This window comes from Rhodophyticola sp. CCM32, assembly GCF_004751985.1.
In the GTDB taxonomy this organism is placed as follows: domain Bacteria; phylum Pseudomonadota; class Alphaproteobacteria; order Rhodobacterales; family Rhodobacteraceae; genus Rhodophyticola.
On the sequence record NZ_CP038492.1, the window covers coordinates 2,179,876 to 2,203,147 of the forward strand.

23 protein-coding genes and 1 pseudogene are annotated in these 23,272 nt (G+C 62.1%); 6 read left to right on the forward strand and 18 right to left on the reverse strand.

What is annotated here, in order from left to right; translation table 11 throughout:
- Nucleotides 1-46: 46 nt before the first annotated feature.
- The 5 genes and pseudogenes from E2K80_RS10580 to E2K80_RS19950 form a co-directional block, all read right to left on the reverse strand.
- Nucleotides 47-1,636, reverse strand: a complete 1,590-nt coding sequence (locus tag E2K80_RS10580) for a Ppx/GppA family phosphatase (RefSeq protein WP_135374976.1) — start codon at nt 1,634-1,636, stop codon at nt 47-49.
- Between the two features lie 21 nt (nt 1,637-1,657).
- Nucleotides 1,658-3,832 carry an RNA degradosome polyphosphate kinase gene (locus E2K80_RS10585; RefSeq protein WP_135374977.1) on the reverse strand — a complete coding sequence of 725 codons (2,175 nt, stop codon included), beginning with the start codon at nt 3,830-3,832 and terminating at the stop codon, nt 1,658-1,660.
- 41 nt (nt 3,833-3,873) lie between these two features.
- On the reverse strand, nt 3,874-4,551 hold the full coding sequence (locus E2K80_RS10590) for a DnaA ATPase domain-containing protein (RefSeq protein WP_135374978.1): 678 nt from the start codon (nt 4,549-4,551) through the stop codon (nt 3,874-3,876).
- 3 nt (nt 4,552-4,554) lie between these two features.
- A pseudogene (locus E2K80_RS10595) lies at nt 4,555-5,621 on the reverse strand (AI-2E family transporter).
- 157 nt (nt 5,622-5,778) lie between these two features.
- Nucleotides 5,779-6,699, reverse strand: coding sequence for a bifunctional helix-turn-helix transcriptional regulator/GNAT family N-acetyltransferase (locus E2K80_RS19950; RefSeq protein ID WP_135374979.1), 921 nt, complete (start codon nt 6,697-6,699; stop codon nt 5,779-5,781).
- Nucleotides 6,700-6,795: 96 nt separating this feature from the next.
- Between E2K80_RS19950 and E2K80_RS10605 the strand changes: the two genes are divergently transcribed.
- Nucleotides 6,796-6,984 (forward strand): DUF6324 family protein, encoded by a 189-nt coding sequence (locus E2K80_RS10605; protein ID WP_135374980.1) that lies wholly within the window; start codon nt 6,796-6,798, stop codon nt 6,982-6,984.
- A gap of 53 nt (nt 6,985-7,037) precedes the next feature.
- Here the strand turns inward: E2K80_RS10605 and E2K80_RS10610 are convergent, their stop codons facing one another.
- Nucleotides 7,038-7,490, reverse strand: coding sequence for an MmcB family DNA repair protein (locus tag E2K80_RS10610; protein WP_135374981.1), 453 nt, complete (start codon nt 7,488-7,490; stop codon nt 7,038-7,040).
- A 103-nt stretch (nt 7,491-7,593) separates the two neighbouring features.
- On the opposite strand from E2K80_RS10610, the gene E2K80_RS10615 reads away from it, so the two are divergent.
- Together E2K80_RS10615 and E2K80_RS10620 are read left to right on the forward strand one after the other, a co-directional pair.
- Nucleotides 7,594-7,914 carry an ArsR/SmtB family transcription factor gene (locus E2K80_RS10615; protein WP_135374982.1) on the forward strand — a complete coding sequence of 107 codons (321 nt, stop codon included), beginning with the start codon at nt 7,594-7,596 and terminating at the stop codon, nt 7,912-7,914.
- The gene (locus E2K80_RS10620) at nt 7,911-8,318 is read left to right on the forward strand and encodes an SRPBCC family protein (RefSeq protein WP_135374983.1); all 408 of its coding nucleotides are present in this window, start codon (nt 7,911-7,913) and stop codon (nt 8,316-8,318) included. Before E2K80_RS10615 ends, E2K80_RS10620 begins: the two co-directional genes overlap by 4 nt.
- 294 nt (nt 8,319-8,612) lie before the next feature.
- Here E2K80_RS10620 and E2K80_RS10625 read toward each other — a convergent pair whose 3' ends face one another.
- The 7 genes from E2K80_RS10625 to E2K80_RS10655 form a co-directional block, all read right to left on the reverse strand.
- Nucleotides 8,613-8,921, reverse strand: a complete 309-nt coding sequence (locus E2K80_RS10625) for a hypothetical protein (RefSeq protein WP_135374984.1) — start codon at nt 8,919-8,921, stop codon at nt 8,613-8,615.
- Between the two features lie 436 nt (nt 8,922-9,357).
- Nucleotides 9,358-9,843, reverse strand: a complete 486-nt coding sequence (gene nusB / locus E2K80_RS10630; RefSeq protein ID WP_135374985.1) for a transcription antitermination factor NusB — start codon at nt 9,841-9,843, stop codon at nt 9,358-9,360.
- Nucleotides 9,840-10,388, reverse strand: a complete 549-nt coding sequence (locus E2K80_RS10635) for a 6,7-dimethyl-8-ribityllumazine synthase (RefSeq protein WP_135374986.1) — start codon at nt 10,386-10,388, stop codon at nt 9,840-9,842. The genes nusB and E2K80_RS10635 overlap by 4 nt, the downstream gene beginning before the upstream one ends.
- Nucleotides 10,389-11,525, reverse strand: coding sequence for a 3,4-dihydroxy-2-butanone-4-phosphate synthase (gene ribB, locus E2K80_RS10640; protein WP_135374987.1), 1,137 nt, complete (start codon nt 11,523-11,525; stop codon nt 10,389-10,391).
- Nucleotides 11,518-12,093: a hypothetical protein gene (locus tag E2K80_RS10645; RefSeq protein WP_135374988.1), complete on the reverse strand. Its 576-nt coding sequence runs from the start codon at nt 12,091-12,093 to the stop codon at nt 11,518-11,520. Before E2K80_RS10645 ends, ribB begins: the two co-directional genes overlap by 8 nt.
- Nucleotides 12,090-12,320 carry a hypothetical protein gene (locus E2K80_RS10650; protein ID WP_135374989.1) on the reverse strand — a complete coding sequence of 77 codons (231 nt, stop codon included), beginning with the start codon at nt 12,318-12,320 and terminating at the stop codon, nt 12,090-12,092. The genes E2K80_RS10645 and E2K80_RS10650 overlap by 4 nt, the downstream gene beginning before the upstream one ends.
- The gene (locus tag E2K80_RS10655) at nt 12,317-12,907 is read right to left on the reverse strand and encodes a riboflavin synthase (RefSeq protein WP_135374990.1); all 591 of its coding nucleotides are present in this window, start codon (nt 12,905-12,907) and stop codon (nt 12,317-12,319) included. The genes E2K80_RS10650 and E2K80_RS10655 overlap by 4 nt, the downstream gene beginning before the upstream one ends.
- 269 nt (nt 12,908-13,176) lie before the next feature.
- On the opposite strand from E2K80_RS10655, the gene E2K80_RS10660 reads away from it, so the two are divergent.
- From E2K80_RS10660 to E2K80_RS10670, 3 genes are all read left to right on the forward strand, one after another.
- Entirely contained in the window at nt 13,177-14,451 is a 1,275-nt protein-coding gene (locus E2K80_RS10660) for a capsule biosynthesis protein (RefSeq protein ID WP_238475494.1), read from the forward strand.
- Between the two features lie 85 nt (nt 14,452-14,536).
- Nucleotides 14,537-15,670, forward strand: coding sequence for a polysaccharide biosynthesis/export family protein (locus tag E2K80_RS10665; protein ID WP_135374992.1), 1,134 nt, complete (start codon nt 14,537-14,539; stop codon nt 15,668-15,670).
- An 8-nt stretch (nt 15,671-15,678) separates the two neighbouring features.
- The gene (locus E2K80_RS10670) at nt 15,679-17,742 is read left to right on the forward strand and encodes a capsular polysaccharide biosynthesis protein (protein WP_238475495.1); all 2,064 of its coding nucleotides are present in this window, start codon (nt 15,679-15,681) and stop codon (nt 17,740-17,742) included.
- Nucleotides 17,743-17,951: 209 nt separating this feature from the next.
- Here the strand turns inward: E2K80_RS10670 and ribD are convergent, their stop codons facing one another.
- The 5 genes from ribD to E2K80_RS10695 all read right to left on the reverse strand — a co-directional run bounded on the left by ribD (nt 17,952) and on the right by E2K80_RS10695 (nt 23,202).
- Nucleotides 17,952-19,058 carry a bifunctional diaminohydroxyphosphoribosylaminopyrimidine deaminase/5-amino-6-(5-phosphoribosylamino)uracil reductase RibD gene (gene ribD / locus E2K80_RS10675; RefSeq protein WP_238475496.1) on the reverse strand — a complete coding sequence of 369 codons (1,107 nt, stop codon included), beginning with the start codon at nt 19,056-19,058 and terminating at the stop codon, nt 17,952-17,954.
- A gap of 3 nt (nt 19,059-19,061) precedes the next feature.
- The gene (gene nrdR, locus E2K80_RS10680) at nt 19,062-19,529 is read right to left on the reverse strand and encodes a transcriptional regulator NrdR (protein ID WP_135374993.1); all 468 of its coding nucleotides are present in this window, start codon (nt 19,527-19,529) and stop codon (nt 19,062-19,064) included.
- 359 nt (nt 19,530-19,888) lie between these two features.
- Complete coding sequence (locus E2K80_RS10685; RefSeq protein WP_135374994.1) at nt 19,889-20,305, reverse strand: secondary thiamine-phosphate synthase enzyme YjbQ; 417 nt, start codon at nt 20,303-20,305, stop codon at nt 19,889-19,891.
- A gap of 66 nt (nt 20,306-20,371) precedes the next feature.
- Nucleotides 20,372-20,689 (reverse strand): hypothetical protein, encoded by a 318-nt coding sequence (locus E2K80_RS10690; protein ID WP_135374995.1) that lies wholly within the window; start codon nt 20,687-20,689, stop codon nt 20,372-20,374.
- A 68-nt stretch (nt 20,690-20,757) separates the two neighbouring features.
- Nucleotides 20,758-23,202: an ATP-dependent helicase gene (locus E2K80_RS10695; protein WP_135374996.1), complete on the reverse strand. Its 2,445-nt coding sequence runs from the start codon at nt 23,200-23,202 to the stop codon at nt 20,758-20,760.
- Between the last annotated feature and the right edge of the window lie 70 nt (nt 23,203-23,272).

The following is a 23,272-nucleotide window of genomic DNA, read 5'->3' on the forward strand; positions in this document are numbered from 1 at the left end:
CCTTGGCTTTGGAATAGAGGGGAGCGCGGCTCACCCTTAATCCGGTTCAGCGCCCGCTGCGCACAACCGCATCGGCCCCGATTGCGTTGGCAAGCGCCTGAAACCGGGCCTGCGCGACCTCGCCAAACAGGTCCTGTCCGACCCCTGTCAGAAGGTGCAGTTCCAGGATTTTCTTCTTGGGGAACAGTTTCAACCGGCCATGATCTGTGGGGCGGTCCAGCGCGAACATCGCGCCGAACCGCATGGCGCGGCCCAGAATTTCTGCTTGCCGCACATCGGCCTCGGGCAGCAGGTTCAGCAGATCCGCGTCGAAATTCGTCCCCGCCCGGCTGGATTTGTAGCGATGCAGCAGGGCCAGACCCAGAAACACCCGTTCCGCATGGGTCAAGCCGCCCAGATTGGCCTGGGTGGCGTTGTCAAAACAGACCTCGGCCCGGTAATCGGGATGGGCGCGCCAGCTGACATCATGCAACAGACAGGCCGCCCGTATCAGGCGTTTGCGTGCCGGTTTGGCACCGGAGAAGATCGGTTCGACAAAATAATGCAGCGCCCGGCCAAATCCCGGCATCCGGGCATTGACCGATTCCGCATAACGTGTGGCCTCGATCAGCGGGTCACGATGGCGCAGCTCATCGCCCATCTGCTCGTAAAGCAGCCCCTCCCGAATACCATAACTGGAAACCGCCACCTCACGCGGCTTGAATTTGCGCACCAGCACGCGCAGCACCTCGGAGGCCAGAGGCACCAGCCGCATCCGCGCCTCACTGGTGCCGGTCTGGCCCCGCAGGGCCAACATGTCAGTTTTGCCGATATATTTGATGGTTTGCATGATCGCCTTGGGCGTCATCCGGTATTCATGCAGCACTTTCAGCGGGTAACCGCGCCGCTCCATATCCACCCGGGCAATGGCACGCCACGACCCGCCCACCAGAAACAGCCGATCCGGTCGTTCGGCAAACTGGTTGGCCAGGGCGCCGATCCGGTCCTTGATATGGGCGCGCATCGCCTTCTTGCCGCCCTTCATCCCCATCAGCTTCAGCGGGCCCAGATCAGATGTGGCACGGGCCCCAACCCTGCCGCCGCCCAACAATTCGGCCAGTTCCATGGATGAGCCGCCAATGTCGCAGACCAGCCCCTGCGCGCCGGGCCAGCCCAGCAGCACCCCCTGCGAGGCAAGCCGCGCCTCTTCGGCACCGTCGATCACAACCATGCGCAACCCGGTTTCGGCTTCCACCTCTTCGCGGAATGCGGGGCCGTCTGCGCTGTCGCGCACGGCGGCGGTTGCCACGGTGACCAGCGGCGAGACGCCCATCCCTTCGGCCAGCGTCGCAAAGCGTTTCAGCGCTGCCAGCGCCCGCACCCGGCCATCGGGGTTCAGCCGCCCGGTTTCGGAAAATCCGATCCCAAGACCGCATAATATCTTTTCGTTGAAGAAATAGGCCGGGGAACGCGCGGCCCCGTCAAACACCACCAGACGGACAGAGTTTGACCCGATGTCGATCACCCCCACCCGGCTGAGCGCCCGGGCCCGGGGATCGTTGAACAAGGGTTCACCAAACGGGCCCCAGTCGGACGGCAACGCATCCGTTTCACTGCCCAGCGCTGGCGATGCATCCCCCATCATGGTCACAGGCATGACATGGGGGTGCCGCGCGCGTCAATCATCGGAATGGGTCAGCGCGGGCACATCCTTGGCGCCCGCAGACCCGCGGCCGGAGAGGGAGGGGTTTTCCATAAAGAAGCGGTGGCAGGAAAACGGATTGTCGATCGCGCCGAGATCGGGGCGCAGAAAGGTGCCATCGGCACAAAGCACCCAGCTTTGCGCCACATCGGCCAGATTGGCGGCCATGATCTGGCTGACGATCTGCGCCTTCACCGTGGCATTGGTGCATTCCACCAGCGTTTCGACCCGCCGGTTCAGGTTTCGCCCCATCCAGTCCGCCGAGCTGATATAGACCCGCGCCTTTTTCGACGGCAGGCCCGAGCCATTGCCGAAACACACGATCCGGCTGTGTTCCAGAAACCGCCCGACGATGGATTTCACCCGGATATTCTCGCTCAACCCCTTCACGCCGGGCCGCAAGCCGCAAATGCCCCGGATCACCAGATCAATCTTCACACCCGCCTGACTGGCCTCATAAAGCGCATCAATGATATCGGCCTCGATCAGGCTGTTCATCTTGGCCCAGACCATGGCGGGTTTGCCGGCACGGGCATGTTCAGCCTCGGCTTTCAGGTTTTCCAGAAGCGTTGATTTCAGACTGATCGGTGAAATCGCCAGATTCTCCAGCCCCTCGGGCTCTGCATATCCGCCGACATAGTTGAACACTTTGGTGGCATCGCGCCCCAGGGCATCATCACAGGTGAACAGGCTGAGATCGGTATAGATGCGCGCCGTGATCGGATGGTAATTGCCGGTGCCGTAATGGGTATAGGTCACCAGCTTGTCCTGTTCGCGGCGCACCACCGTGCTGATCTTGGCATGGGTTTTATAATTGATGAACCCGTACACCACATGTGCACCTGAACGTTCCAGTTTGCGCGACTGGCGGATATTCGCAGCCTCGTCGAACCGCGCCTTCAACTCGACCAGCGCGGTCACCGATTTGCCGTTTTCCGCCGCCTCGCACAGCGCCTCGACAATCGGGGATTCATTCGAGGTGCGGTACAGCGTCTGCTTGATCGCCACCACATTGGGGTCCCGCGCGGCCTGCGCCAGAAAGCGGATCACCATATCGAAAGTCTCATAAGGGTGATGCAGCAACATATCCTTCTGCCGGATCGCCGCGAACATATCACCCTCATGGTCCTGCACCCGTTCGGGCACGCGGGGCATGAAACTGGGCCAGAGCAGATCGGGGCGTTCATCCAGCACCAGTTCCTTCAGCCCGATCAGGCCGATCATACCGTGGCTTTCGACCACCTCATCCCCGCGCACGCCCAGATTTTCGGTAATCTCGTCATGCAGATCCGCAGGCGCGTCGGTCGATATCTGCAGCCGCACCACCTCCCCCCGGCGGCGTCGTTTCAGCGCGGTTTCAAACTCACGCACCAGATCTTCGGCCTCTTCCTCCACCTCCAGATCGCTGTCGCGCAGCACCCGGAAATTGCACGATCCGGTCAGCTTGTACCCCGGGAACAGCGCCGAGACATGAAGCAGCAGCAACTCCTCCATCGGCAGGAACCGCGCCTGGCCTTCTGCGGCCGGCAGGCGCACGAAACGGTCGATCTGTGAGGGGATCGGCAACAGCGCCTTCAGGCTCCGCCCGTCACGTTCACGCTTCATCTGCAATGCCAGCGAGAACCCTTCGTTCGGAATGAAGGGGAACGGATGCGCCGGGTCGATGGCCAGCGGCGACAAAACCGGGAAGACCTGCGTCAGGAATGCGGTTTCCAGATGTGTCTTGTCGGCCGCGCCCAGAGCGGATCGGCTGACCACCGTGATCCCTTTGGCTTCCAGCTCTTTGCGCAGCGTGGCCCATACTTTCTGCTGGCTTTGCATCAGTGCGCGGGCATTTTCATTGATCAGGGTCAGTTGTTCCGACGGGCTGCGACCATCGTCAGACGGCATCGTGTTGCCCGCCAGGGCCAGTTCGCGCAGACCCGCGACACGGACCGTATAGAATTCATCAAGATTGCCTGCAGAGATCGAGACAAACCGCACCCGTTCCAACAGCGGAACACGGGGGTTTTCAGCTTCATCCAGCACCCGCCAGTTGAAGGACAGCCAGCTGAGCTCACGATTGAAAAACCGTTGCGGGCCTTTGGTTTCAGCCTCCGGCAGGGCAACGGGATCAGGGATCGGTGCGGTCAGAAAATCTGCGTATGTCATAGGGCTGGCGCTAGGTGGAATATGTGACAGCAGCGTGACATTTATTGCTTATCCTCCGCAAGGATCGCTTTGGCCATCTTCCGGGTGGGGGCGCGTTTTGCCGCCAGTGCCATGGCATCAAGGGCCGCGATAAAGGCCTGCGCTGCGGCGAAAGACCGCTCAATCCGCGCCAACGCATAGCTGAGAATACGCGGCTTCAGGGGCATGTTGCGGTCGTGCGCCAGTTTCATCATCACCGCCGATAACAGCGCGTCATCGGGGGAGCCAAGACGCAACACACCGGCCTGCCGCATCCGGCTGTCCAGATCGGGCAGATGCAGGCCCCAGCGCTCCGGCGCATCACGCGCGGTCAGCAACAGGGGCGCGTCCGCCTGAGCCAGCGCGTTGTGCAGATGGAAAAGCGCGGTTTCCGCCTCCTCGCGCCCGGCGATCTGGTCGACATCTTCCACCGCAACACCGCCCGCACCGGCCAGCACCTGGCCATGATGGTCGGTCAGGTCACGGGCCTCCACCACCTCAGCCCCCGCCATATCGGCCCAGACATGGGCCAGATGGGTTTTGCCCGCGCCGGCCTCGCCCACCAGCACCATTTTGCCAAAAGGCCATTCTGCCCAGGTGTCAATGCCTGCAACCGCAACCGCATTGCCGGGGGAGACAAAGAAATCATCACGCCCCATCGCTGCGCGGATGGGAAGGGTAAACACCAGTTGCTCACCCATGGGTCAATCGTCCTCGGGGCGATCCAGGCCACGGTAAAGCAGGCTTTGCTGATATCGCTCCACCCCATAGCGCACAAGGACGCCGATCACGGCGGCAATCGGCACGGCAATCATCAGGCCGACAAAGCCGAACAGCGCCCCAAAGGCGGACAGGGCGAAAATCAGCCAGACCGGATGCAGCCCCACGGACCCGCCCACCAGTTTCGGGGTCAGGATATTGCCCTCGATCAGCTGGCCGATCTGGAAGATCGCGGCCACCGCCAGAATCCACCACCATTCCCCCAGAACTGGAACAGCGCCAGACCAACGGCCAGCGCCCCGCCAAACAGCGCCCCCACATAGGGAATGAAAGAAATCAATCCGGCCACGAACCCCACAACAACCCCGAATTGCAGCCCCACAAACATCAGCGCAACGCCATAGAAGGTGCCGAGGATCAGGCAGACCGTGCCCTGCCCACGCACAAAACTGGCCAGCGTCCGGTCGATCTGCGAGGCCAGACGCCGGATCACCGGGCGATGATCGCGCGGCAGCAGGCTGTCGATCTGCGCCACCATCCGGTCCCAGTCGAGCAGCAGGTAGAAAGACACCACCGGCACGACCACCACAAAGACCATGAAATTCACCACGCCCATGGCCGATGACAGAACCGTATTCACCAACTCGCCACCGCGCGCCTGTATCGTTTCACCGATTGAGGCCAGCGATTGCCGGAGTGGTGAGGTTTCTTCCATGATTGTGGGAAAGCGCTCTGACAGAAAGGCCTGTAACTGGCCAAACAGATCCGGCGCGCTTTGCACCAGTTCCGCCAGTTGCGAGATCAGCACCGGGATCACGATCAGCCCCGCCAGAACCACAATCAACAGGGCCACCAGCGAGATCAGCACGGTCGCCAATATCCGCGACAGGCCCAGACGTTCCAGACGGTCAGCCACCGGATCAAGAAAATAGGCCACCGCACCGCCGACCACGAAGGGCAGAATGATATCTCCAAGCGCCCGCAGCAGCAGAAAAAACACCGCCGCCGCGATGCCCCAATATATCAGCTGTTGTCGAACCGGCAAAGCCATGGCGCGCAGGTCTCCTTTGGTCCAGTAAATGCGACAGCGCACCGCTCAGGGCAAGCCCAAAGGCCCGCAACTCAGGACGGATATGGGTATTCAGAGCCCGAAATCATCGCCCGGGAACAGGCGACCCTCTTGCTGCGAACCGGGTCAGGGCACCGGATCACGGCGCCAGATTGATTGACCATTCCTGTTCCACCAGCGCCACGCCGAACGAGGTGACCGGCTCGGACCTGCCCAGCGAAAACCCGTTTTTGCGGTAAAGGGCACAGGCGGCGCGATGGCTTTCATGGGTCCACAGCACCATCCGCCGATAGCCCTTATCGCGGGCGAACCCCATGCAGGTCTCCAGCAGGCACTGGCCCAGCCCCTGCCCCCGCGCCTCGGGCGTCAGCAGAAACAGGCGCAGCTTGGCCACATCCGGCTCCGGCCCGGTGACGCAGAAGATCGACCCCAGACGGCGACCGCCCTGCCAGGCGATCCAGCCGCGTTCCCGGCGGGGATCATGATTGCGGATGAAATCCGCCAGAATTTCCGCGACCAGCGCCTCGAAACTGGCATCAAACCCTTCATCGCGGGCATAGAGCACGCCGTGCTGCTCGATCAGCCAGCCCAGATCGCCGATGGCCAGATCCCGCAATTCAATCTCGGGCCTCTGCGCCGCCTGTCTTGACAGGGTCGCATCCACCCCAGCCATCCGGGCAACCAAAGCGGCACGTTCAACCGCTGGCATATCCTCAATCCACTCCGCAATCTGCGCCCGCGACAGCGCTGTCAGCTCCGCCGCGCGGATCAATCCTTTGCGGGTCAGGCCCAGAATATGCACCCGGCGATCCCGCGAATGTCGGGTCCGCTCCACCAGCCCGGCCCGGGACAGGCGGCTCAGCATCCGGCTGAGATACCCCTCATTCAGGCCAAGATGCTGGGACAGAACGCCCGCGGTCCAGTCAACGCCATCGGCCAGCTCGAATACCACCCGCGCCTCGGCCAGGCTCAGCCCGGCCTGAAGATATTCCTGACGCAACAACCCCAGACGCCGTGTATGCGACCGGTTGAAGGCCCTGATCTGATCAATTTCGTCCATTGCACCCTATATACTTGCCGAAAGCAAGTATTAGCCCCTTGTCTCGGAAATGGCAAGGGGCTACCTGAATTTGCGCACCCAAGTGGAGACCCGCCAATGAGCATCAACACAGAAAGCGATCAGGCCGCGAATTTGCAGATCGGCCCCACGACGCTTGGCATGGTGCGTATCTATGTCGATGCCGAGGGTGTGGACCTGCCGCTGGATTTCGAGCCCGAGGAAGCGCTGGAAATTGCCGAGGAACTGCGCGCCGCCGCCCAGGCCGCACAAAAGATGGCGAAGTGACACACAGCCTGTGACTGCACTGTCTCCCGGTCAGGGCCGGTAACACCCCTGTCTCAGACTGCCCCGCCCGGATCTCGCAGCCCTTGCAGGCGCAAGGCCGCATGCCGCGCAAACCGTTGGGTCAGGGCCTTGCGCCGGGCCGCTGCCAGTTTGGTTTCCGGCCCGAAACGCAGAATATCCGCATCATAGGCATCGGCGATCATCAACCCTGTCCCTTCAGGCAGAAGGTCGGTCGGAAAATCCTCATCCACGGCCCAGAAATAGCGGTCAGCCCAGTCCAGATATCCCTTCCACTTGCTGTCCGAGGTGAAATCCACACGGGAGGATTTGCACTCGACCACCCACAGCTCCCCCTTGGGGCCGAGGGCCATGACATCAACACGTTTGCCCCGTTCCGGCGTGAACTCCTCCAGCACGGCGAAATCATGGCTGCGAAGATGGCGGCACACACCCCGGGCCAGCAACTGGCCGGGGCGCAGGGATGTGGGGGGCAGATCATCTGGCATGCCGAACCATGAACAATAGGGGAACAAAAATCAAGCCGGGCGGGGATTGACATGAAACCAGAGGGTGTCATAAATAACATGAAACCAGAAGGTGTTATTTCCAATGCAAGACACTCAAACCACCTTCCGCGCCCTGGCAGACCCGACACGGCGCGGCATTCTGCACCTTCTGATGGGGCAGGAAATGACCATCGGCGCCGTGGCAGAGCGTTTCGACATGACCCGCCCGGCGATCAAAAAACATCTCAGCGTGTTGGAGGCCGGTGAGTTGATCACCATCACCCCCCGGGGCCGCGAACGCCTGAACAGCATCAACCCCGAGGGTTTCAGGGCCGTCCAAAGCTGGCTCGACCTGTTCGAGAGCTTCTGGGATGACCGTCTTGCCGCGCTGAAAACCGCCATTGAAAAGGACCAGACCCAATGACCACCCACCGGATTGAGAAAACCCAGATCCTTGCCGCCCCGCCAGCTGATGTCTGGGCCTATCTGACCGAGCCGGACAAACTGGCGATCTGGTTCCACCGGCCCACGGCGCCGCTGGATCAGACCGGCCCGTTTTCGATGCCGGGCCAGGATGGGGACCCGCTGTGCTGGGGCGAGGTGCAGGAGGTCAAACCGGTCTCGAAACTCAGCTACAGCTTTACGGCACGGCCCATGGACGGGCTGATGACGCATGTGACCTGGACCCTCACCGCAGTTGAGGCCGGCACCCGCCTGCATCTGTGTCATGACGGTATCCCGGAGGGGGCCGCAACATTCGGCCTGCTGACCGCCTTCGATTCCGGCTGGGATGACCACCTGATCCGGTTTCGCAAGGCGATGGCGTAACGCCCGGCCCGATCCAAAGCCTTGCCCCGCCCCTTACACCACCTTATCTGCTGACACAGGCGGGTACTGCTTTTCTTGTCACATGGGGCATGATTCCGGTGGCCTTACACATCTCCGAGGGAGCTGGCTCTGTGCGGATTCTGGTCCGTTTACCTGGCGCCCACCTGTACTCACAGGTCCTCGGGAATGAAAACCCCGACGGTTTATGCGGTCCCGCCGCCTTACATACAACGAAGGCCAGCCCCGTGCAGGCTGGCCTGTTTGTTTACAGTGCATTGTTTGTACACGTAAAAATCAGTGACGATCCTCTACCCGGATCGGGACCGGTGCTGCGTTCAAAAGCGGCATCCTGTCCCGCCTGCCACCCTGCGGGCCCTCATCTTCCTCGCCCATCGACATGATTTTATAGCCGATCTGAACCGAGCCGAAGGTGATCGTGCTGAACACCACCAGCATCACCACCGCAATCGGCCCTTCGACCGTATGGGTCACAAGATGCCACAGATTGGCGATATTGAACCACAGCAGCATGGCAACAAAGGCCAGCGCGATCAGAAAGCCGTAAAAGGCGTGGCGCAGGATGAGTTTGATATGATCGGGCATAAGTAACCGGGTCCTCTGTCAGCCTTTTGATAATCCATAGCGGTTTTTGATAGGGCAAACGCAAACTACCTTAGCAGCGCAAGGCAGTGTTGCAAAGCAATGCCGTAGCCTGCGGCTGAATATCGCCAGCGGCTCCGGCTCTGACGCGGAGCAGGAATTCTCAAGAATTCCTGATGGAAAACTGCAGTTTTCCGGTCCATTTCCGAAAGAGTCGCAACCTGCGGCCGAATACCGCCAGCGACCTCAACTCTGGCACGAAACCGGAATTCTCAAGAATTCCTGACGGGAAACTGCAGTTTTCCGATCCGTTTCCGAAAGGGACGCAACCTGCGGCCGAATATCGCCAACGCCCCAACTCTGGCGCGAAGCCGGAATTCTCGAGAATTCCAGACGGAAAACTGCAGTTTTCCGATCCGTTTTCGAAAGGGACGCCCGCTTAAAACGCCTCGGGTCTGGCTTCGCGCGCCATGTGATCCAGAACCGCATTCACGAATTTCGGCTCCCGCCCCTCGGGGAAAAACGCACGGGCCACATCGACAAACTCGGTAATCACCACCTTGGGCGGTGTCTCCGCCGCAACCAGTTCGGCGCCCGCAGCACGGAACAGGGCGCGCAGGGTCGGGTCGATCCGGTCAATCGGCCATGTGGCGACCAGGGCCCGGTCAGTCATCTGGTCGATCTTCGCCTGCCGGTCCACGGCATCATCCAGAAGCTTGCGGAACAAATCCACATTGCCCTCGGCCATCTCATCGCCCTCGATCCTCTCGCCAAAGCGAAAGCTCTCGAACTCCTGGCGCACGACATCCACGCCCTGGCCGGAATGTTCCATCTGAAACAGCGCCTGCACGGCGTAAAGCCGCGCCGCCGATTTCATCTGCCATTTCTCGTCTCGGCTGGGCCCTTTCGGGCGGGTCTCATTCATGCGATCGCCGGTCCTTCGCTGTCACCCGCGATCTGGATGCTGTCTCCACGCGGTTTGAATCCGATGCCGCCTTTAGGCGCCCCGAACCGCCGCGTCAACGCGATCAGATGCAGGGCTGCCGCCGCCGCGCCGCCGCCCTTGTTCATCTGCGCCGGGTCCGCGCGCACCGCTGCCTGTGCGTGGTTTTCCACGGTCAGAATGCAATTGCCGATACAGGCCCCGCCAAGGCCCAGCCCGGTGATCCCCCGGTTCGATTCCTCGCAGACCGTCTCATAATGGGTTGTTTCCCCCCGGATGACACAGCCAAGCGCTACATAGCCGTCGAAATTCGACTGCCGATGCGCGATCCCGATGGCGACAGGGATTTCCAGCGCCCCGGGCACCTCAACCAATTCATAACTGGCCCCGGCCTCCTCCAGTACGGTTTTGGCACCGGCCAGCTGCCCATCGGCAATATCCTTGTAATAGGGCGCGATGACGATCAGCAGTTTGACCGGCCGGTCGAGTTTCGGCAGCGCCAGCGTATGATGGGACGGGCCTGCCATCTATCCGATCTCCGATATTTTGCGCGTCTGCGTGATGTTCAGGCCATAGGCCTCAAGCCCCACCACTTTCGGCTTGGGCGAATTGGTCAGCAGAACCAGCTCCGACAATCCAAGTGATGACAATATCTGCGCGCCCAACCCGTATTGCCGCAATGTCTGGGGCGACACCTCATGCTCCGCGCTCAGTTTCATGTTGAGATCACGCAGCAAGACCAGCACGCCGCGCCCCTCTTCGGCGATCAGCCGCATCGCATCGCCGAACTCACCCGCCCGGCCCGGGCCACCGGCGCCAACCACATCCAGCATCGGGTCCAGCGCGTGCATCCTGACCAGAACCGGCTGAGCGGTGGTGATATCCCCCTTGATCAGCACGATATGTTCAGCGCCCTGTGTCTCATCGGTATAGATGCGCATCCGCCATTCGCCGCCGAATTCCGAGATGATCGTGTCTTCGGTGCGGACTTTCACCAGATTGTCATGGCGACGGCGATAGGCGATCAGATCGCTGATCGTGCCGATTTTCAGATTGTGCAACTGCGCGAAGGCCACCAGATCGGGCAGCCGCGCCATGGAGCCATCCTCGTTCATGATCTCGCAGATCACGCCTGACGGGTTCAGACCGGCCAGCCGCGAGATATCGACCGCGGCCTCCGTATGCCCGGCGCGCACCAGCACCCCGCCATCGCGTGCGCGCAGCGGGAACACATGGCCCGGTGTCGCGATATCCGCCGCCCCCTTGCCCGCGTCGATGGCCACCGCCACGGTGCGCGCCCGGTCATGGGCGGAAATTCCGGTGGAAACCCCTTCGCGCGCCTCGATCGAGATCGTGAAGGCCGTTTCATGCCGCGAGGAATTATACGACGCCATCAGCGGCAGGCCCAGCGCATCCACCCGGTCCCCCGGCAGGGACAGGCAGATCAACCCGCGCCCATGCATCGCCATGAAATTGATCGCCTCGGGCGTGGCCATCTGCGCCGGGATCACCAGATCACCCTCATTCTCGCGATCCTCATGATCCACCAGCACGAACATCCGCCCGTTGCGGGCATCCTCGATGATCTCCTCGATGGAAGACACCGCATCGGACCAGTCCTGTTCGACCGGACCCGGTTTTTCGAAAGGGATGGGCTCAGACATGTTGGCTCCTGAAAAAGGCATCGGCGCTCAGCAGACCGGCCAGTTGCCCCGCCCCGCACCAGTCCCGTTCGATGGCGGTAGCCGCGACCAGCACAACCCCGTCAGCGGGCAGGTTGCTGGTGCAAAGCGTGGTTTTGATCCGGTCGCGCAGGGCCGCCCAGCTGTCGGTGAACCCCGGTGCGGGGGCGGCAAAATCAATCAGATCGGGGTTGGCCGCCAGAACCGCCCCGGGATGGGCGGGTGCATAGACCGCCGCAACCCGCACGGCCTCGCCCTCCAGCCCCGCCAGCCGGGCGCGCAGTCCTTCCGGCACCGCCACCTGTCTTGGCCGCAAATCCAGCGCATTGCCGGAAAACAGAAAGCCCACGATATCCCGGCCCGCAGTGGCCCGGATCGTGGCATAGGTCCTGTATTCCAGCCCCAGGCGTTTGGCCCGCGCCACACGGATGCGCACGATCTGCAAGGGCAGTTTGGGCAGCAAATCCTTACGCGCCTTGGCCCAGGCATGTTTGCGAAAACCAAAGCCCGGCCCCATCACCGGGCCGCCATTGTGACCGATCCCGCTCATCTGTCTGCCTCCTCTGCGGCCAGCCAGCCGACACTGCCGCGTGCAACATCAAGCGCTGCGGGTTTATCCGCATAAGGCCCATGAGGCGCATCCAGGCGCCGCCAGCCATGGGCATCTTCCGGGTCGCGGCGGCAGTCCGACCAGAACACGCCTGCCCCGTCTTTCAGGAAATCCACGCAGCGCTGCCCGCTGGCATCATTGATCGACAGGATCACAACCGGGCTCATGCGCTCCACTCCTGCAGCCGGGCCACATAGCGGGCCAGGGTGTCGATCTCCAGATTGATCCTGTCACCCACGGCCACATCCCCCCAGGTGGTGACCTCTTTGGTATGCGGGATGACATTGATGCCAAATTCGGCACCCTTCACATCATTCACGGTCAGCGATGTGCCGTTCAGCGCCACCGAACCTTTCGGCGCGATGAAGCGTGCCAACGCATCAGGGGCGCGAAAGGTCAGCCGGGTGCTGTCGCCTTCCTCCGCCATGCCAATCAGATCGGCCACACCATCCACATGGCCGCTGACAATATGCCCGCCCAGTTCATCGCCCACTTTCAGGGACCGTTCCAGATTGATCCGGCCCCCTTCAACCCAGTCGCCGATATTGGTTTTCGACACTGTTTCGGCGGAAATATCCACGTCGAACCAACCGGCCCCGAGCGCCACCGCTGTCAGGCAGATACCATCGCAACAGATCGAGGCCCCGATATCAATGCCGGCGGTGTCATAGCCCGTGCCGATCCGTGCCCGCAGATCGCCGCGATGCTCCAGCGCCTGAACCGTGCCGATATCGGTGATGATACCTGTGAACATAACAGCCTCGTTGTTTCCCGGTTCCAACTATAGCGTTTCGACTTTACATTGAAGCAGTAGAACGGCTTTCGCGTTTGAGCCAAAGGCGAAAGGCAGCGAAAGGCGTTTCAACATTAAGTCGAAACGCTTTAGCCGCCGCAGAGACGCGGGGCAAGGCGCGCCGCGCCATAATCCGCACCAAAACCGGCCTTCAATCAGCCAAGCCTCTATGAAACCTTACGTCAAAGCGATAAGCCGTGACAACGGCACGCCCCTGAAGGATTAGCCAGTTGCACAAGGTTTTTTTGTTCCTGCAAGGCCCCCATGGACCTTTTTTCCATCGGCTTGGCAAAATGCTGCGCGCGGCGGGGGCGGATGTGTGGCGCGTGGGTTTCAACCAGGGCGACAGCGCATTCTGGCCCCACCGGGACAGTTATATTGCCTATACCGGCATCATCGAAGACTGGCCGGATCGCCTGCGCCAGCTGATCGAAGACAAAGGCATAACCGATCTGGTGCTTTATGGTGACACAAGGCCCGTCCATGCAGACGCGGTCGCCATCGCCAAAGCCCTTGGCATGACCGTGCATGTGTTCGAGGAAGGGTATCTGAGACCTTATTGGGTGACCTATGAACGAGGCGGCGCCAACGGGCATTCGCGGCTGATGGACAGATCTGTGCCGCAGATGCGCAAAGCGCTGAAAGGTCTGGATCTGAATCTGCCGGACACGCCTTCAAAATGGGGCGATATGCGTCAGCACGTCTTTTACGGTGCGCTTTACCACTGGTTTGTGATGTTCCTGAACATCCGCTACCGGAATTTCAAACCGCATCGCAATATCACCGTCGCCCGCGAGCTATGGCTCTATCTGCGCCGTCTGGCGCTTATGCCGTTCCTGTGGCTCGACCGGGTGCAGGCCACCTGGCGGATTCGCCAGGGCGGGTTTCCCTATCATCTGGCCCTGTTGCAACTGGAACATGATGCCTCGTTCCGCGACCATGGGCCGTTTGAAACCATGGCCGATTTCCTGGCGGTTCTGATCGAAGGCTTCGCCCAGGGGGCACCGGAGCATCATCATCTGGTGTTCAAGGCCCACCCTCTGGAGGATGGCCGGGTGCCGATCCGCCGCGACATCCGCCGCCTGGCGCGCATGCATGGTGTTTCTGACCGCGTCCATTACGTGCGCGGCGGCAAACTGGCCCGGCTGCTGAACGACGCCCGGTCTGCGGTGACCGTGAATTCCACCGCCGCGCAACAGGCGCTCTGGCGCGGGTTGCCGCTGAAGGCTTTCGGGACAGCGGTCTATCTGAAGCCGGAATTCGTCTCGACCCAGCCGATGGAGGCGTTTTTCACCAATCCGACCCGCCCCGACAGCCGGGCCTATCGCGATTATCGCCATTATCTGCTGGAAACCTCACAGATCACCGGCAGCTTCTATTCCAGCCGCGGGCGCCGCCAGTTGCTGCGCCAGGTGGTCGATATGATGCTGTTATCCGAAGACCCCTATGATGCGCTGAAAGCGGGCCGACCGGCACCAAGGCAACACCTGCGCGTTGTGAAATAAACCAAAGGCTGGCGCAGTTTGCACAAATAAGCTAAAGTCACAAAAAAATATACTGAGGCAGTTTCGGGTTATAAGGAGCCACTCCGTGAAATTACTGGCTTCCAAAGGGGCGCGCATGGTCGCGCTTGCTGTTGTTATGGGTATTGTTGCGTCCTGCGGCCTGCCGCGATCCGGGCCCACACGCAACGAAATCTTCGCAGGATCGGTACAGCGCGAGGGCGACGCCTTCGTGGTTGAGGTGAACCAGCGTGTCATCGCAGCCACATCCGTGGTGCCCGCGCTTGGCTTTTCCGAGGATTTCCAGAATGCCGGCATCAGTTCGACCGAGGTGATCCGCCCCGGCGATGTGCTGGGCCTGACGATCTATGAAAACGTCGAAGACGGGCTGCTGGCCGGGCAAGGCGCAAATGCGGCCGTGATCGACGAGGTCACCGTTGATGGTGCCGGTTTTATCTTTATTCCCTATGCGGGCCGGATCCGCGCCGCAGGCAACACCCCCAATGCCCTGCGCGAAATCATCACCCGAAATCTTGATGAACAAACCCCTGATCCACAGGTGATCATACGCCGCGCCTCAGGCGATGGCGCCACCGTTTCGGTGGCCGGGGCCGTCAACGGCCAGGGCATTTTCCCGGTGGAACGCGCCACCCGCACCTTGTCGGGCATGCTGGCCGCTGCCGGTGGCATCCGGGGCGAGGCCGATATCGCCCGGATCACCGTTGTGCGCGGGGCGCAAAGCGGCACGATCTGGTTCGAAGACCTTTATGTCAATCCCGCTTTCGATATTGCGATGCGCGGCGGCGACCGCATTCTGGTGGAGGAAGACAGCCGCAGTTTCACCTCTCTTGGCGCCACCGGGCAACAAGCCCGGGTGCCGTTTGAAAGCCAGACGATCTCTGCCATCGAGGCGATTGCCACCGTGGGCGGTCTGCAATCGACCTTGGCCGACCCCACCGGGGTCTTCGTTCTGCGCAATGAACCGGTGGAGATTGCATCACAGGTTTTGGGCCGTGGCGATCTGCAGGGCACCCAGCGGATGATCTATGTGCTGGACCTGACTGCCCCCACAGGTATGTTCGAAGCGCGCGATTTCGTCATCCGGGACGGAGACACCGTTTATGTGACCGAGGCACCTTTTGCCCAGTGGAGCAAGGCGCTCAACGCCCTGACCGGAACCCTTGGCACGGCCAATTCGATCGCCGGTCTGGCAAGCGACTGACGCCGGTCGTGGCCAGGACCGGCTCAGAGAACCTTGCCGGGGATACGCCCCGGAAGGGGTTTCATTTCAATGCCGGGTTTCTGACCAACGCACGCATCCGGCGCATTCTGACCCTGTCGGGCTATCAGTTGAAAATCGGCAAGCCGGGGCCTGATGACGATGTGCTGGTCTGGGGTCATTCCCCCTATGCCCCACGCGGCGAAAAAGCCGCCGCCGCCACGGGCGCGCATCTGGTGCGGGTGGAGGATGCGTTTTTACGCTCCCTGCATCCGGGCCGCGCAGGGGAACCGCCCCTTGGTCTGACCATCGATCGGCGCGGCGCGTATTTCGATGCCAGTCAGCCTTCGGATCTGGAACATCTTCTGGCCACCCATCCGCTGGATGACACCGCATTGCTGGACCGCGCCCGGAACGCCATCGCCCGCATGGTCGAGGCGCATCTGACCAAATATGCCGCCGTCGATCCCACGCTGGACCCGCCGCCACCCGGTTATGTTCTGGTCATCGACCAGACCCGGGGTGATGCCTCGATCACCCTTGGCGGGGCCAATGGTGACAGTTTCCGCGAAATGCTCTATTGGGCGCAGCAGGATCATCCCGGCGCAAAGATTGTCATCAAGACCCATCCCGAAACCCGGGGCGGGCATCGCGAGGGGCATTTCAGTGCTGCGGATGCCGGGGGGGACATCCTGCTTTGCGAAGGGCCGGTATCGCCCTGGCGGCTGATGGAACATGCCCGGGCGGTCTATACCGTTTCAAGCCAGATGGGGTTTGAGGCTATTCTGGCAGGCCACAGGCCGGTGGTCTTCGGGCAACCCTTCTATGCCGGTTGGGGGCTGAGCGATGATCGTCAGCCGGTGCAGCGCCGCCAGCGGGTGCTGACCCGCGCACAACTGGTGGCAGGTGCGCTGATCCTCTACCCAAGCTGGTATGATCCCTATCACGACCGGCTTTGCCCGCTGGAGGATGTTCTGGGCGCGCTGGAGGCACAGACCCGCAGCTGGCGCGCGGATCGGCATGGCCATGTGGCAATCGGCATGCGCGCCTGGAAACGGACCCATTTGCAGGCGTTTTACGGCGCCAGCGGCAAATCTGTGCAATTTGCCGACACGGCCGAGGCGGCGGTCACATCGGGCAAGCCGGTCATGGTCTGGGCGGGCCGTGAAGATGACCACCTGGGCCATGCCTGTAGCGCCACCGGCGTGCCACTGACCCGCGTCGAAGACGGGTTCCTGCGCTCCCGCGGGCTGGGGGCGGCGCTGATCCCGCCCCTGTCGCTGGTACGTGATGATCTGGGGATCTATTACGACCCGTCCCGCGAAAGCAGGCTTGAACGACTGATCACCGAGGCCGCCGCCCTGCCCGCCAAGCGGCTGGCCCGCGCCGAAGCCCTGATTGCCCGGCTGACGGCATTGGGCCTCAGCAAATATAATCTGGGCAGCCCCCCCGATCTGCCGGATCCCGGCACCCGGCACGTGGTGCTGGTGCCCGGACAGGTGGAAGATGATGCCTCGATCACGCTTGGGGCGGGCAAGGTGAAGACCAATCTCGATCTGTTGCAAACCGCACGGCGCCTGCACCCCGATGCGATGGTGGTCTATAAACCCCACCCGGATGTGGAGGCGGACCTGCGACCGGGTGCTGTGCCCGAGGATGCGCTGGCCCGGCTGGCCGATCATGTGGCCCGGGGCGCCGATCCCGCCGCCCTTCTGGCGCAGGCCGATAAGGTGGTGACCATGACCTCGCTTCTGGGGTTCGAAGCGCTGTTGCGCCGGGTGCCGGTCACCACGCTTGGCACGCCTTTCTATGCCGGGTGGGGCCTGACCCATGATCTTGGCCCGATCCCCGTTCGTCGTCAGGCCCGCCCCTCGCTGGCAGCGATGGCCCATGCCGCGCTGATCACCTATCCCCGGTATCTGGACCCGGTCACCTCCCTGCCCTGCCCGGTCGAGGTGGCGATGGAACGGCTGGCCGCAGGCGAGGGTCTGCCACGCAAACCCGGGTTGCGGGTTTTGGCAAAACTGCAGGGATGGTTTGCAGGTCATGCCTGGCTTTGGCGGCGCGGACGCTGAAGCACCCCGCCTTAGACCTGCATCACTCTTCCGCCCGGCGGCACCGCCGGGCAGCGCCCACCCCTCGGTTCGGACGCTGCCCTCTCCGAAATGCATATGTATTGCAGAATGTCAGTCCGGCGCCGTAAAGCACGTCTCAGCCATAAATCTGCGATCACAGATGCCTCCGGCGGGAGTATTTTTGACCAGAAGAAACGGAAGGGAGTGGATCAACCGGTTTCGCGGGTCCATTGATGGAGGATATCGGGACCAATGGCGCGGGTGCTCCGCAGGGTAAACCTTGGCGCTTCCTGCAAGGCGGCCACGCCCATCGCGCCAATCGCCGGTTGCCCCTCGGCGCCCAGCACAAGCCCGGCGGTGAAGCCCAGAAGATCATCCACCAGATCCCCGGCCAGAAGCGTGGCAGCCAATGCGCCGCCACCTTCGCAGAACACCCGGGTCAGCCCCGCCCGGCCAAGCGCCTGCATCACATCGGAAAGGTCCAGCTGTCCGCCCGGCGCAGTCGCGCATCCAATCAGCACCGCGCCCCGCGCGCGCCAGGCGGCCTCCACCTTCGCCGGAACCTCGCCGGCCCCGTGGCACAGCCAGAGCGGCACCGTATCAGCGCTGCGGGCCAGCGCACCGCCCTCGGGGATGTCGAGCTTGCGCGAGATCACAATCCGCACCGGTTGGTGGGACAGGCCCAGATCGCGTATGGTCAGGCTGGGATCATCAGCGCGCGCCGTACCCGCACCGATCATCACCGCATCATGGCGCGCGCGCAGTCCATGAACGACCCGGCGCGCCGCAGCCCCGGTGATCCACTTACTTTCACCGCTGGCCGTGGCGATCCGCCCGTCAAAGGAGGTGGCAAGTTTCAGGGTCAGCGCCGGGCGTCCCCGGGTCACACGGCTGATGAACCCCGCATGGGCGCGGCGGGCCTGATCTTCCAGAACATTCATGGTCACTGCAATCCCGGCCGCCTGCAAACGGGCCATGCCCTGGCCATCTGTGCGCGGGTCCGGATCGTCCATGGCAATGACAACCCGCGCAACCGAGGCCGCAATCAGCGCCTCCACACAAGGCGGCGTGACCCCGTGATGGGCGCAAGGCTCCAGGCTGACATAAGCCGTTGCGCCATTGGCACCCGCCCCGGCCTGCGCCAGCGCCTGCGGTTCTGCATGGGGCCGCCCGCCCGGCGCGGTCCAGCCCCGGCCCAGCACACGGCCCTCTTTGACGATGACACAACCCACAGCCGGGTTTGGCCAGACCCGGCCCTGCCCCCGCGCGCCCAGGGACAGCGCCAGACGCATCCAGCGGGCGTCTTCCCCGGTCATGGCCTAGCTTTCTGAGGGGTTGGGCGGGCGCAGTTCGGCCACGAATTCCTCGAAATCATCCGCGTCCTTGAAATTCTTGTAGACGCTGGCGAAGCGGACATAGGCGACCGTGTCGATCCGGGCCAGGCTTTCCATCACGATCTCGCCGATGGTGCCCGATGGGATATCCGTCTCGCCCATGCTTTCCAGCCGCCGGACGATGCCGCTGATCATCTGGTCGATCCGTTCAGGTTCCACCGGGCGTTTCTGCATCGAAATGCGGATCGAGCGTTCCAGCTTGTCGCGGTCGAAATCCTCGCGTTTGCCGTTTGATTTGATCACCACCAGATCGCGCAGCTGCACCCGTTCATAGGTGGTGAACCGTCCGCCACATGCCGGGCAGAACCGCCGCCTTCGGATCGCCACATGATCTTCGGCCGGGCGGCTGTCTTTCACCTGAGTGTCCACATTTCCGCAAAACGGGCAGCGCATCCATGTCCCCTCTTCTTATCGCTTGGCGCCCGGATACCGGCCGCTGATCTTGCCTGATTGGGTCTGAAGCCCAGTTATCCACAGGCACTATAGGGGAGCCGCGAGGGGTTGGGTAGAGGGCAATTCAACCCCCTAGATGAGGGGGAAATCTGCAACAGCCCCGCCATGTTCCGGCGGGCCACTCTGGTCTGCAGCGGCTTTCAAGGAAGACCAACGCAAACCGGTTCAAGATTTCATCCCAATGGTGACAGGCTGGGTCGGTCGCAAACCCCGGGCGGCAGACTTCTCAAGAATTCCACATGGAAAACTGGAGTTTTCCACCCGGGAGGCAGCGCCATAACCTGAAAATCCGGGGCGCGTCAGCCCTGCATCAGCATCGCCACCACTTGTCGCGCATGTGGGCGGCGGCGGTGTTCGACCACGTAAATCCCCTGCCATGTCCCCAGCATCATCTGGCCCGCCGCCACAGGGATCGACAGGGAAACCGGCATCATCGCCGCCTTGATATGGGCCGGCATGTCATCGGGGCCTTCATAGGTATGGGTCAGATAGGACATGGACGGGTGATCGGAGGGCGGCACCAGACGGTCGAAATAGGCGATCAGATCGGTCTGCACCTCCGGGTCGGCATTTTCCTGGATCAGCAGGCTGGCCGAGCTATGGCGGATGAACAGCGTCAGCAGACCATCGCCCTGCCCCGCCAGCCATCTGCGCAGTTCTCCGGTGATCTCGTAAAGACCGGGGCCATCTGTCTGCGCTGTCAATACGGTTTGCATCTGCCTTCACCTGATCCTGCCGGGCAGCAGCACCCTGCCCGGTTTCAGAGGAAAGGAAAAGCGGGCTCAGACCTCGGCGGGCAGCCCGGTCCCGGCATCCGACAACAAGCCAAGGCTGGGGCCGGATACGGGGCGCCGGGTTTTGCGTGACAGATCAACAATCTCGCATTCGGGGTTGCAGGCGCGCGCCACCGACAGGATCGCATGGCTTTGCCCGCCCAGATGGCCAAGACGCAGACCAAGACGGTCATAGCAGCTTGCAATCAGCATCAGCCGGGTCTGCGCGGCACTGATCGCCACATGACAGGTATCATCATCCGTGCCATAGCGCGCAACCCAACCCCGTGCACGGGCCGCATCAGGTTCCAGAATGAGGGTTTTCATAGCAGCCTCCTGTCTTGGGCCAGACCGGCCCAGTCTAAGATCCTGCCTCTCTCGATCGTTTTTTGTTGTCAGAACGGCACATCGCCCGCGCCATCCGCCGTGACCAGAAACCGGGCCACCACATGTTTCACACCGGCCTTGTCGAAATCGACCTCGACCTTGTCCCCTTCTACCGCATTCACCTGCCCGTATCCGAATTTTTGATGAAACACCCGGTCGCCCAGCAAGAATGCGCTGACTGCCTCGCTGTCGATGGTCATGGTGCGGCTTTCGCGCGGCTGGCGGATGCCGCGATTGCCCTGATTGGCCTGTAAACGTTTCCATCCCGGGGAATTATAGACATCTGCGCTGGCCGCTTTCCGGTGCAGATCCGAGCCGTCCACGGCCTGGGCCACGGGCGATGCGCTGGCCGACATGCCCCCGCCATGGCCATACAGGCCCGGCGGTGTCAGCACCTCCACATGGGCCTCGGGCAGTTCATCAATAAAGCGGGAGGGCATCTGACTTTGCCACTGGCCATAGACCCGGCGGTTGCCGGCAAAGGAAATCGTGCAGACCTCCTCGGCGCGGGTGATGCCCACATAGGCCAGGCGGCGTTCCTCCTCCAGACCCTTTACCCCATCCTCATCCATCGAGCGCTGGCTGGGGAACAGCCCGTCTTCCCAGCCCGGCAGAAAAATCGCGGGAAATTCCAGCCCCTTGGCGGCGTGAAGCGTCATCAGGGTGACTTTCGCCTCTCCATCCTCGGTTTCATTATCCATGATGAGAGAGACATGTTCGAGGAAACCCTGAAGGTTTTCGAACGCTTCCAGCGCCTTGACCAGTTCTTTCAGGTTTTCCAGCCGCCCGGGCGCTTCCGGGGTCTTGTCGTTCTGCCAATGACCGGTATAGCCGCTTTCGTCGAGGATGATTTCGGCCAGTTCGATATGGGTGGGGGCGGTGCCTGCGGGGCTGTCCACCTCGATCAGGTCGCTATCCGGCGCGGCAGCGATTTGCGGCCCGCGCAACATGGCCCGCCACCGCTTGATACCGTCCAGCAGCCTGGCCAGTTCCCTGGCGCCTTTGCCGCCGAGGCCCTTTTCATCCAGCAGAATCCGCGCGCCCTCGATCAGCGCCACACCGTTCTGCCGCGCCGTGACCTGCATTTTCTGCATCGCCACATCACCCAGCCCGCGTTTGGGAGTGTTCACGATCCGCTCGAACGCCAGATCATCCTCGGGGCTGACGACCACGCGGAAATAGGCCATCGCATCGCGGATCTCCATCCGCTCGTAAAACCGGGGCCCGCCGATCACCCGGTAAGGCAGGCCGATGGTCAGGAACCGGTCTTCAAAGGCGCGCATCTGGTGGCTGGCCCGGACCAGAATCGCCATCTGGTCGGGTGTGATCGGGTCCATATGGCGGGTGCCCCGGGTCATCGCCTCAATCTCATCGCCGACCCAGCGGGCCTCTTCCTCGCCATCCCAATGGCCGATCAGGCGCAGCTTTTCGCCATCCTCCCCCTCGGTCCACAGCGTCTTGCCAAGCCGGTTCTTATTGCCCGCAATCACGCCGGAGGCGGCCGCCAGAATATGCCCGGTGGAGCGGTAATTCTGCTCAAGCTTGACGATTTTGGCGCCGGGGAAATCCTTGTCAAAGCGCAGGATATTGCCCACCTCCGCGCCCCGCCAGCCATAGATCGACTGATCATCATCGCCGACGCAGCAGATATTCTGATGGTCCTGCGCCAGAAGCCGCAGCCAGAGATACTGGGCGATATTGGTATCCTGATATTCATCCACCAGAATATAGCGGAACCAGCGCTGGTATTGCGTCAGCACATCCTCATTTTCCTGAAAGATACGGATGACATGCAGCAGCAGATCGCCGAAATCGGCCGCGTTCAGCGTTTTCAGCCGGGCCTGATAGGCCGCATAAAGGGCCACCCCGCGTTTGTTATAGGCCCCGGCCTCGGCCTCCGGGACATGTTCAGGCGTCCAGGCGCGGTTTTTCCAGTTGTCAATGATCCCGGCCAACATCCGCGCGGGCCAGCGTTTTTCGTCAATCCCCTCGGCCAGGATCAAATGTTTCATCAGCCGGATCTGGTCATCGGTGTCCAGAATCGTGAAATTGGATTTCAGCCCCGCCAGTTCCGCATGACGGCGGAGCAGTTTGACGCAGATCGCGTGGAAGGTGCCCAGCCAGGGCATGCCTTCAACGGCACCGCCCATCAGCGCGCCAACGCGGTTTTTCATCTCGCGCGCGGCCTTGTTGGTGAAGGTCACCGCCAGAATTTCATTGGGCCGCGCCGTGTGTGTGGCCAGCAGATGGGCGATCCGGGCGGTCAGGGCCCGGGTCTTGCCGGTGCCCGCCCCCGCCAGCATCAGAACCGGGCCGTCAAGCGTTTCCACCGCTTTGCGCTGCGCCGGGTTCAGCCCGTCCATATAGGACAGGGCGGGTGCGCCCATGGCGCCCATGGCGCGGGCGGAAAGCGACGCGGCCTCGAACGTGTCTGTGTCGTCAAATCTGCTCATGCGGCAAGCATATAGGGGCTTGGGGCCTGTGGGAAGGCATGTTCTTAGATTGTTCCACCCCAGTGGTGGC

Bases quoted from the DNA above. Each gene is read 5' to 3' on its own strand.
- E2K80_RS10580 (WP_135374976.1), bottom strand. From the start codon at position 1,636: ATGCCTGTGACCATGATGGGGGATGCATCGCCAGCGCTGGGCAGTGAA.
- E2K80_RS10585 (WP_135374977.1), bottom strand. From the start codon at position 3,832: ATGACATACGCAGATTTTCTGACCGCACCGATCCCTGATCCCGTTGCC.
- E2K80_RS10590 (WP_135374978.1), bottom strand. From the start codon at position 4,551: ATGGGTGAGCAACTGGTGTTTACCCTTCCCATCCGCGCAGCGATGGGG.
- E2K80_RS19950 (WP_135374979.1), bottom strand. From the start codon at position 6,699: ATGGACGAAATTGATCAGATCAGGGCCTTCAACCGGTCGCATACACGG.
- E2K80_RS10605 (WP_135374980.1), top strand. From the start codon at position 6,796: ATGAGCATCAACACAGAAAGCGATCAGGCCGCGAATTTGCAGATCGGC.
- E2K80_RS10610 (WP_135374981.1), bottom strand. From the start codon at position 7,490: ATGCCAGATGATCTGCCCCCCACATCCCTGCGCCCCGGCCAGTTGCTG.
- E2K80_RS10615 (WP_135374982.1), top strand. From the start codon at position 7,594: ATGCAAGACACTCAAACCACCTTCCGCGCCCTGGCAGACCCGACACGG.
- E2K80_RS10620 (WP_135374983.1), top strand. From the start codon at position 7,911: ATGACCACCCACCGGATTGAGAAAACCCAGATCCTTGCCGCCCCGCCA.
- E2K80_RS10625 (WP_135374984.1), bottom strand. From the start codon at position 8,921: ATGCCCGATCATATCAAACTCATCCTGCGCCACGCCTTTTACGGCTTT.
- nusB (WP_135374985.1), bottom strand. From the start codon at position 9,843: ATGAATGAGACCCGCCCGAAAGGGCCCAGCCGAGACGAGAAATGGCAG.
- E2K80_RS10635 (WP_135374986.1), bottom strand. From the start codon at position 10,388: ATGGCAGGCCCGTCCCATCATACGCTGGCGCTGCCGAAACTCGACCGG.
- ribB (WP_135374987.1), bottom strand. From the start codon at position 11,525: ATGTCTGAGCCCATCCCTTTCGAAAAACCGGGTCCGGTCGAACAGGAC.
- E2K80_RS10645 (WP_135374988.1), bottom strand. From the start codon at position 12,093: ATGAGCGGGATCGGTCACAATGGCGGCCCGGTGATGGGGCCGGGCTTT.
- E2K80_RS10650 (WP_135374989.1), bottom strand. From the start codon at position 12,320: ATGAGCCCGGTTGTGATCCTGTCGATCAATGATGCCAGCGGGCAGCGC.
- E2K80_RS10655 (WP_135374990.1), bottom strand. From the start codon at position 12,907: ATGTTCACAGGTATCATCACCGATATCGGCACGGTTCAGGCGCTGGAG.
- ribD (WP_238475496.1), bottom strand. From the start codon at position 19,058: ATGACCGGGGAAGACGCCCGCTGGATGCGTCTGGCGCTGTCCCTGGGC.
- nrdR (WP_135374993.1), bottom strand. From the start codon at position 19,529: ATGCGCTGCCCGTTTTGCGGAAATGTGGACACTCAGGTGAAAGACAGC.
- E2K80_RS10685 (WP_135374994.1), bottom strand. From the start codon at position 20,305: ATGCAAACCGTATTGACAGCGCAGACAGATGGCCCCGGTCTTTACGAG.
- E2K80_RS10690 (WP_135374995.1), bottom strand. From the start codon at position 20,689: ATGAAAACCCTCATTCTGGAACCTGATGCGGCCCGTGCACGGGGTTGG.
- E2K80_RS10695 (WP_135374996.1), bottom strand. From the start codon at position 23,202: ATGAGCAGATTTGACGACACAGACACGTTCGAGGCCGCGTCGCTTTCC.